Consider the following 9,741-nt stretch of genomic DNA (forward strand, 5'->3'; position numbering starts at 1 on the left):
GTGGATCAGGGACGCCCACGCATGCAAAACGCTAAACTGTGGGCATGATTTTAGCGACACCCTCCCCTTGGGCCTTGGGCCTGACCGCAGCCACCGCTGCTGCCTATGCGTGGCCGGCTTTGCGAGCGGGGCATGTATCGGCCAGTTTGGCCCGCAAATGGGTGGTGCTGGCGTGGGTGCTGCACGCTGCAACTTTGTTGCAAGGTTTGCTGATGGGGGAACCCCATTTTGGCTTTGCACCTGCCTTATCGGTCTGTGCTTGGCTGGTTGCCGCTATCTACATGGTGGAGAGCCAGGTTTTTCCACGCTTGCAAACGCGCTGGGCGCTGGCAGCAATAGGCTCCGTGGCCGTGGTATTGGCCCTGCTGTTTCCGGGCACGGTGCATGTGCGCGAAGGCAACAACCTGCTTTTGGTGCTGCACCTGCTCTTGGGCTTGGGCAGCTATGCGCTGTTTGCCTGCGCAGCCATCCATGCGTGGGTGATGGAACGCGCCGAAGATCGCATCCGCAAAGCCGCAGAACCCCAAAGTGGCCTGCCCTTGCTGACGCTGGAACGCCTAACGTACCGTTTTGCTTGGGCTGGCTTTGTCATGCTATCGCTCACCTTGTTGTTGGGAGCGGTGTTTGAACAATTGCTCAACGCCCCCCAAGGTTGGCGCTGGGATCACAAAACCGTGTTCTCTCTCATGGCTTGGGTGGTATTTGCAGGCTTATTGGCAGGGCGTCACTGGCGTGGCTGGCGTGGCAAGAAAGCCATGCGCTTGCTCTACATAGGCACAGCTTTGCTGCTATTGGCCTATGTGGGATCGCGCTTTGTGAAAGAAGTGGTACTGGGACACACGCTATGAGCCGTTTGCTGTTTTTCTTGGCTGTAGCCATGTTTGTGGTCTGGCTGGTACGCCAACGCTTGGGCATCAACCGCAAACCCAGCGCCCCACCCCCTCCTGCCCCCTCCTCAGCATCGTCGAAACACATGGTGGCATGCTTGCACTGCCATGTGCATGTACCCATGCACGATGCCGTCCGTGGCGTGCGTGGCCATTACTGCAGTGAAGCACACCGCCAACTGGCCGAAGACCGATGAAGGATTTTGAAAGCACCTGGCTGCTGCCGCCAGACGCCACCACGCCGATACCCAATACCGAGTTCGCGCGCCTGTGGCGGGCTTTCATGACTGCGCGCTTTTCTTTGGCCGCACTGTTGTTGGTACTCGAAGTGGCCTTGCTGTTTGGCCAACAAAACCACAACACTTGGGCTTTACCCATCACCCTTGGGTACTTGCTCATGGTTACCCTCTCATCGCGCACGGTGCGTCCACGCCTGCTGGGCAAGCACTTCAGCTGGGGCTGGGTGCAGTTGGTCGCGGTGGATGCGCTGGTATTTACGGCTTTGCAGTGGGTACATGGCAGCAATTTGAACTTCACGCCCATTTATGCCTTGCCCACCCTGCTGGTGTCAGTGCTGGGATCGCGCATATTGGCCATTGGTACCGTGAGTTGCATCACACTTTTGCTGCTACTGGGAAATTGGCCCCATATTCAACAGTCACCCGAGAAACACGCCACTCTGGTGCAAATCAGCCTGAGCTGTTTGGGCTATCTGTTCGTGGGCTTGCTGGCCAACTACCTGACCAACCGCGTCCTCTCGGCTGGGCAAATAGCCGAGCGCAATGAGCTGCAGGCCGAACTGCACCGACAAGTCAATGCTTTGGTGATTGACTCTTTGCCCGATGGGGTGTTGATCATCAACATGCAGATGCAATTGATGGCCATCAATCCTGCTGCTCGTCGCATGCTGCAAGTGGCTGACATGACATCCAAACAACCCATCGTGCCGGTCATTGCCCCTGGGCAACCGTTGTGGGAGCTGGCGCACGAGACCTTAGCCAGTCAACGCCCGCAAAGTGCTGAACTGAGCTTGGCAGAACGCGATGGCCGTCAACGCAGTCTATCGGTGCGCACACAACCGACCAACCCCGCACAGTTTCACAATGAGAGTGTCTGCGCCATTTTTCTGCAAGATTTGCGCGAACAAGAAGCCCGTATTCGCACCGAAAAACTGGCCAGCATGGGGCGTATGTCTGCCGCTGTAGCACACGAGATACGCAATCCACTGGCGGCCATTGTCCAGGCCAATGGCTTGCTGTCAGAGGATTTGACCGATCCCCAGCACCAGCACATGACCCAACTGATCAGCCAAAACGCCAAGCGTTTGGAAAAAATTGTGGATGACGTGCTGAGCACCTCGCGCATCCGGACATCGGGCAAGCCCTCTGGCGAAACCATGAGACTGCCCGAAACAGTGCACCGTATTTGCGCCGATTGGAGTCAACACCACGGTGAGCAGCAACGCTTGTTGTTCAAGTACTCGAACACCGATATCGTGGTGCAGTTTGATGTCGAGCATTTGCGCCGCATCATGGTCAATTTGCTCGATAACGCACGCCGCTATGCCAGCAAAGCAGCCGCCAGCATTCAGGTACACATCCAACACCATGAAGGCAAAGTGTCTTTGGACGTATGGAGTGATGGGGCGCCACTGGATGCCTCATTGCAAGCGCATTTGTTCGAGCCATTTTTCTCCACCGAAAGTCGCTCCACAGGCCTTGGCTTGTTCATTTGCCAAGAATTGTGTGAACGCAATGGCGCTGAAATCATGTTCGCTCGCACCGAACGCATGCGTGGCCCAGACAAGACAGCAGGTAACAGTTTTCGCGTAGTTATCCCAATGGTGTCCGTCAAACGGCAAAATCCACAGACCAAACCTCGACAAGCGACCCTTTTGCCATGACCACACCCAGCGCCCACATTTTGGTGATTGATGACGAGCCGGATTTGTGCACCCTGTACGAGTTGACCTTGTTGCGCGAAGGGTACCGGGTACTGACAGCCAACGACTTGGCGCAAGCCCACAGCCAACTGCAGCAACACCAATTTGATGTGGTGATTTGCGACATGCGCCTGCCCGATGGTTCTGGTATTGAACTGCTGCAACAACTGCGCACCCAAGGCCGCAGTGAGCGCTGTATTGTGATCACCGCCTATGGCTCTGCCGAAAATGCGGTTGAATCCCTCAAAGCTGGGGCTTTTGACTACCTGAGCAAACCAGTAGATCTGAAAGAATTTCGTACCACCGTAGCCGCCGCCGTGCGCATGCAAAATGGCCAACAGGCCAGCACCATGCCCCTCAAACCAGCGACGGATCTGCCCAATACGCTGGAGAAAATGGCCGGGCACAGCCCCGCCATCCAAGTGGTGAAGGAACGCATCCGCAAAGTGGCTCCCAGCATGGCACCTATCTTGATTCATGGCGAATCGGGCACAGGCAAAGAGTTGGTTGCACGCGCTATTCACGCCAACAGCCATCGCCGCAACGGACCTTGGGTCGCCGTGAACTGCAGTGCCATCCCCGAAAACTTGCTGGAAGCCGAATTTTTTGGTGTCAAAAAGGGCGCCTTCACAGGGGCGGCACAAGACCGACAGGGCTTTTTCCAAACCGCCCACGGCGGCACTTTGTTTTTGGATGAAATTGGCGACTTGCCAGTGGCCATGCAAGCCAAGCTGCTGCGTGCCATCCAAGAACGCCGCGTACGCCCACTAGGCTCATCGCAAGAAGAAATCGTGGATGTGCGCATCATCAGCGCCAGCCACAAAGATCTGGGCTTGATGGTGCAAACCGGTGACTTCCGGCAAGATTTGTACTACCGCCTCAACGTGATCGACATCCAGATGCCGGCTCTGCGCGAACGGCGTGAAGACATCCCTGTGCTGTGCAAAACCCTGCTAGAGCGTATTGCCCAAGAGGCAGGCGCATCGGTCATTCCACAGCTACACCCTGCCGCCTTGCAATACCTGTGCAACCTGCCATTGCAGGGCAATGTGCGCGAACTGGAAAACCTGTTGCACCGGGCCGTGGCCTTGGCAGGCGAAAACGCCGCTGTGATTGATGTGGAGCGGGACGAGAACGAAACCTCTGGCAACGAGCGCACAGGGCATGCAGGAGCGATGGCTGACAGCCATGCCTCCCAAGCCTTGGCCGACTCTGACGACTTGCCATCTGACCTGCAGGCCTATTTGGACGCTTTAGAGCGCCAGATACTGATACGCGCGTTGGACGAGAGCCGCTTTAACCGCACTTTGGCCGCACAAAAACTCGGTATCAGCCTGCGACAAATCCGCTACCGCATGGACCGATTGCAAATCCCCATTCCCGCCAACTCGGTCGATTCGGCATGAGCAAGGCCTTGCCCAACGCCTTGTGGCAGCGTGGTTGGCTACAAGGGGTCGAACACCGTCCATCGCCCAACTTTGGCCCCCGACCAGCCCATGCCAGCATCGATTTGGTGGTGCTGCACTCCATCAGCTTGCCACCGGGAGAGTTTGGCAATGGCTGCATTGCCCAACTGTTTTGCAACCAATTGGATTGGGATGCCCACCCTTATTTCCAAAGCATTCGCGGCTTGGAGGTGTCCTCGCATTTCGTCATCGACCGCCATGGTCACATCATCCAGTTTGTTAGCTGTGATGACCGTGCGTGGCATGCAGGTCGGTCGCACTACCGTGGGCGCGACAACTGCAACGACGATTCCATCGGCATCGAGCTCGAAGGACTAGAGGGCGACACTTTCACAGATGCGCAATACACGTCTCTGTGCGCTTTGATGCAGCAACTGCAGCAAGCCTATGCACTGGCGTATGTCGCGGGCCATGAACATGTGGCACCGGGGCGCAAAGCCGACCCTGGGCCGGGTTTTGATTGGAAGCGTTTTCGGTCATCTATGGGTAATTCCCTGTTGAACTATCCCAACAGGTGAGGCCACAAGCCCCTTGTTTGGGCACAGGCTTATTTCATGCGGTTTTCAAGCCACTTTGGCCCTGCAAGGCGCATCAAATCTAGCTTTCCTTGCACAAAGCCAAGCAGCACAAGGGCTAGCGCCCAACTGCGGCCATATTTGGTGCATGAACGCACCATTCCAGCCCTTTGCACTAACACAAAAAAACACTACCTATAGTGGTTGCCACCCCAGTCAACACTAGATATAGTGTGCAGCCATACCAATCAATCACAAACGAGTTCTGCGAGGAAACCCATGCAAACCACCACTGTCAGCACGTCTTACAGCCCCAGTTTTGCAAGCAGCAGCGACGCCTTTGTCACAGGTGCCGCCCCCGCTGCAAGCCCTTTAAGCCACTACCAAATCATTCGCCGCAACGGCTCTGTGGTGGCTTTTGAGCCCAATAAGATTGCCGTGGCCATGATGAAGGCCTTCTTGGCTGTGCATGGCACACAAGGCGCGGCCTCTGCCAGCGTACGTGAAACCGTGGATCAACTGACACAACAAGTCATTCGCGCTTTGGTTCGCTCGCGTCCCGGTGGCGGCACCTTCCACATCGAGGATGTACAAGATCAGGTAGAACTGGGCTTGATGCGCAGCGGCCACCACGAAGTAGCGCGCGCTTATGTGCTCTACCGCGAACGCCGCGCCCAAGAGCGTGCCAAACAAGGCCATGAAGCCGCAGTGGCTGCACCTGTGCTGCATGTGCTGGACAAAGGCGAACGTGTGGCGCTGGACGTTGCGGCACTGCAATCACGCATTGAAACCGCCTGCCAAGGCTTGGGCGCTGATGTACAAGCAGCCCCCATCCTGCAAGAAACGCTCAAGAACCTGTACGACGGTATTCCGGTGGAAGAAGTGTTCAAGGCCTCTATCTTGGCGGCCCGTACCCTGATCGAGAAAGACCCCGACTACACCTACGTCACCGCCCGCCTGCTGTTTCACACCATCTCGCGTGAGGTGTTGGGGCAAGACGTGCGCCAGCAAGACATGCAAGCCGCTTACGAGGACTACTTCCCCAGCTTCATCAAGCGCGGGGTAGAAGCCGACCTGCTGGACGAAAAGCTGCTGCAATTTGACTTGCCCAAGTTGGCCCGCGCCCTGAAGTCGCAACGCGATACCCAGTTCGACTACTTGGGCCTGCAAACCCTGTACGACCGCTATTTCCTGCACATCAAGAAGACCCGCATCGAACTGCCCCAAGCCTTCTTCATGCGCGTGGCCATGGGCTTGGCACTCAATGAAATCGACCGCGAAACCCGCGCTATCGAGTTCTATGAAGTGCTGTCGTCGTTTGACTTCATGTCCTCCACCCCCACGCTGTTCAACAGCGGCACGCTGCGTTCGCAGCTGTCTAGCTGCTACCTGACCACCGTGCCCGATGACTTGGATGGCATTTACGAAGCCATCAAGGAAAACGCCTTGCTGTCCAAGTTCGCAGGCGGCTTGGGCAACGACTGGACCCCCGTTCGCGCCTTGGGCAGCCACATCAAAGGCACCAATGGCGAATCGCAAGGTGTGGTGCCATTCCTCAAAGTGGTGAACGACACTGCCGTGGCCGTGAACCAAGGTGGCAAGCGCAAAGGCGCGGTGTGCACCTACTTGGAAACATGGCACTTGGACATCGAAGAGTTCCTAGAACTGCGCAAAAACACCGGCGATGACCGCCGTCGCACGCACGACATGAACACCGCCAACTGGATTCCAGACCTGTTCATGAAGCGCGTCATGGAAAAAGGCAATTGGACGCTGTTCTCGCCGTCTACCGTTCCTGATCTGCACGACTTGTACGGCACAGCCTTTGAGAAAGCCTACGTGGCTTACGAAGAGAAGGCTGCACGTGGCGAAATCAAGCCCAGCAAGACCATTGCCGCCACCGACCTGTGGCGCAAGATGCTGACCATGTTGTTCGAGACTGGTCACCCTTGGATCACCTTCAAAGACCCTTGCAACATCCGCTCCCCACAACAGCATGCGGGCGTGGTGCACTCGTCCAACCTGTGTACCGAGATCACCCTCAACACCAGCGATAGCGAAACCGCCGTCTGCAACTTGGGTTCGGTGAACTTGATTCAGCACTTGAAGGATGGCCCCAACGGCAAGGAACTCGATCTGGCCAAGCTGCAGCGCACCATCACCACCGCCATGCGCATGCTGGACAACGTGATCGACATCAACTACTACGCCGTGAAGAAGGCCCGTGACTCCAACCTGCGCCACCGCCCGGTGGGCTTGGGTCTGATGTCCTTCCAAGACTGCCTGTACGCCATGCGCACCCCCTACGCCAGCGATGCTGCGCTGGAGTTTGCTGACCGCTCCATGGAAGCCATTTGCTACTTTGCCTACTGGGCATCAAGCGACTTGGCCCGCGAGCGTGGCCGCTACTCCTCGTACAAAGGCTCCTTGTGGGACAAAGGCATCTTGCCGCCCGACTCCATCGACCTGTTGGCCAAAGAGCGCGGTGGCTACGTGGAAGTGGACCGCTCTAGCACCTTGGACTGGGATGCCCTGCGCAAAAAGATTGCCCAAGATGGCATGCGCAACTCCAACTGCGTGGCTATAGCCCCCACCGCCACCATCTCCAACATCGTCGGTGTGGATGCGTCTATCGAACCTTGCTTTGGCAACCTGTCGGTCAAATCCAACCTGTCTGGTGAATTCACCATCATCAACAGCTACTTGGTGCGTGACCTCAAGCGCTTGGGCTTGTGGGACGATGTGATGGTCATGGACTTGAAGCACTTTGATGGATCTTTGTTGCCCATCGACCGTGTGCCACAGGACGTCAAGCAACTCTACGCGACCGCCTTTGAAGTGCCCACGCACTGGTTGGTCGAGGCTGCTGCACGCCGCCAAAAGTGGATAGACCAAGCCCAATCGCTCAACATCTACATGGCAGGCGCATCGGGTAAGAAGCTGGATGAGACCTACAAGCTCGCTTGGTTGCGTGGCCTCAAGACCACTTACTACCTGCGCACGATGTCGGCTACCCACGTCGAGAAATCGACCGTGGCAGCAGGTAGCTTGAATGCTGTGTCCTCGAACATTGAAAGCGTCTCGGCAGCCCCTGCAGCAGCCCCCTCCAATGCCATGGCAGCAGCTATGGCAGCGGCTGCAGCACAGCTCGAACAAGCAACGCAAGCAGCAGCAACAGACATTCGTTTCTGCGGAGTGGATGACCCCACTTGCGAAGCATGCCAGTGATGCACTGAGCAGCTTTGGATGCATCGGCACAGCATGTGTCGATGCACCTCGGCAACACACAGAAGCAGCGCATGTGCATGTTGTTTTTGCCTTTTCCTTGCGCTGCTCTCATAATTGAATGATTGGAATAATTTATGTTGACTTGGGACGAAGACATCAAACGCACAAACACGCCAGCCAGCGCTTCTGCAGCGTCTGCTGGTAACGGTGTCCCTCCAGCGACTACCCCCACTTCCCAACCATCAACGCATCGCATCCGTGCAGCTGACAAGCGCATCATCAACGGTCAGACCGATGTGAACCAATTGGTACCTTTCAAGTACAAATGGGCTTGGGAAAAATACTTGGCCACTTGTGCTAACCACTGGATGCCACAAGAGGTCAACATGACCCGTGACATTGCTTTGTGGAAAGATCCCAATGGTTTGTCAGAGGACGAACGCCGCATCGTCAAGCGCAACTTGGGCTTCTTCGTTACCGCCGACTCCCTCGCAGCCAACAACATCACACTGGGCACCTACCGCCACATCACGGCCCCCGAGTGCCGCCAGTTCTTGCTGCGCCAAGCCTTCGAAGAAGCCATCCACACCCACGCTTACCAATACATTGTGGAATCCTTGGGTTTGGATGAAAGCGAGATCTTCAACGCTTACAACGAGATCGATTCAATCCGCGACAAAGACGAGTTCCTGATCCCCTTCATCAACGTGATCATGGACCCGCACTTCAAGACAGGCACCCTGGAAACAGATCAGACCTTGCTGCGCTCCATCATCGTTTTTGCTTGCTTGATGGAGGGTTTGTTCTTCTACGTCGGTTTCACCCAAATTTTGGCACTGGGTCGCCAAAACAAGATGACCGGTGCAGCAGAGCAGTACCAATACATCTTGCGCGACGAGTCCATGCACTGCAACTTCGGTATCGACTTGATCAACCAGATCAAACTGGAAAATCCCCATTTGTGGACAGCCGAGTTCAAGGCTGAAATCAAAGCTTTGTTTGAAAAAGCCGTCGAACTGGAATACCGCTATGCCGAAGACACCATGCCACGCGGTGTGCTGGGCATGAATGCGTCCATGTTCAAAGGTTATCTGCGTTACATCGCCAACCGCCGCGCCACCCAAATCGGACTGGAAGCTCTCTTCCCCAACGAAGAGAATCCATTCCCGTGGATGAGCGAGATGATCGACTTGAAGAAGGAGCGCAACTTCTTCGAAACCCGCGTCATCGAATACCAGTCCGGCGGCACCCTTTCTTGGGACTGATCCATCAATGACCCATCAGCGCTCCTTGACATTCACATTGCACACACAGCAACCGTCTGGAAGCGCTTACCTATTCATGGGGCTGAGTACCGTCAACACGGTAGTCAGCCCCATGCATCATTTCTTGCCCGGAACCAGCAAGAAGTGCAATCAAAGCCTTGATCAAGGAGAAATGCATGGCAACTGCAAAAAAAACTGCGGCTAAGAAAGCCGCCCCCGCCAAGAAGGCCGCGGCCCCTGCTAAAAAAGCAGCCGCTCCAGCCAAAAAGGTAGCAGCCAAGAAAGCCGCTCCCGCCAAGAAGGCCGCAGCTCCTGCTAAAAAAGCAGCCGCTCCAGCCAAAAAGGTAGCAGCCAAGAAAGCCGCTCCCGCCAAGAAGGCCGCAGCTCCTGCTAAAAAAGCAGCCGCTCCAGCCAAAAAGGTAGCAGCCAAGAAAGCCG

8 protein-coding genes are annotated in these 9,741 nt (G+C 56.2%); all 8 read left to right on the forward strand.

Going from position 1 to position 9,741, the window contains the following annotated elements; translation table 11 throughout:
- The first annotated feature begins 44 nt into the window (after positions 1–44).
- Positions 45–848 carry a cytochrome C assembly family protein gene (locus tag KIK84_RS11695; protein ID WP_214123268.1) on the forward strand — a complete coding sequence of 268 codons (804 nt, stop codon included), beginning with the start codon at positions 45–47 and terminating at the stop codon, positions 846–848.
- A complete protein-coding gene (locus tag KIK84_RS11700) occupies positions 845–1,084 on the forward strand; it encodes a PP0621 family protein (protein WP_214123269.1) in 240 nt (79 codons plus the stop codon). The genes KIK84_RS11695 and KIK84_RS11700 overlap by 4 nt, the downstream gene beginning before the upstream one ends.
- Complete coding sequence (locus KIK84_RS11705; protein WP_214123270.1) at positions 1,081–2,790, forward strand: two-component system sensor histidine kinase NtrB; 1,710 nt, start codon at positions 1,081–1,083, stop codon at positions 2,788–2,790. Before KIK84_RS11700 ends, KIK84_RS11705 begins: the two co-directional genes overlap by 4 nt.
- On the forward strand, positions 2,787–4,235 hold the full coding sequence (locus KIK84_RS11710; protein ID WP_214123271.1) for a sigma-54-dependent transcriptional regulator: 1,449 nt from the start codon (positions 2,787–2,789) through the stop codon (positions 4,233–4,235). Before KIK84_RS11705 ends, KIK84_RS11710 begins: the two co-directional genes overlap by 4 nt.
- The gene (gene ampD, locus KIK84_RS11715; protein ID WP_214123272.1) at positions 4,232–4,813 is read left to right on the forward strand and encodes a 1,6-anhydro-N-acetylmuramyl-L-alanine amidase AmpD; all 582 of its coding nucleotides are present in this window, start codon (positions 4,232–4,234) and stop codon (positions 4,811–4,813) included. The genes KIK84_RS11710 and ampD overlap by 4 nt, the downstream gene beginning before the upstream one ends.
- A gap of 276 nt (positions 4,814–5,089) precedes the next feature.
- Positions 5,090–8,038 (forward strand): ribonucleoside-diphosphate reductase subunit alpha, encoded by a 2,949-nt coding sequence (locus KIK84_RS11720; RefSeq protein WP_214123273.1) that lies wholly within the window; start codon positions 5,090–5,092, stop codon positions 8,036–8,038.
- Between the two features lie 134 nt (positions 8,039–8,172).
- Entirely contained in the window at positions 8,173–9,303 is a 1,131-nt protein-coding gene (locus KIK84_RS11725) for a ribonucleotide-diphosphate reductase subunit beta (RefSeq protein WP_214123274.1), read from the forward strand.
- Between the two features lie 176 nt (positions 9,304–9,479).
- On the forward strand, positions 9,480–9,741 hold a 262-nt coding region (locus KIK84_RS11730), incomplete at its 3' end, for a hypothetical protein (protein ID WP_214123275.1).

This window comes from Curvibacter sp. CHRR-16 (genome assembly GCF_018474005.1).
Lineage (GTDB): Bacteria > Pseudomonadota > Gammaproteobacteria > Burkholderiales > Burkholderiaceae_C > Allorhodoferax.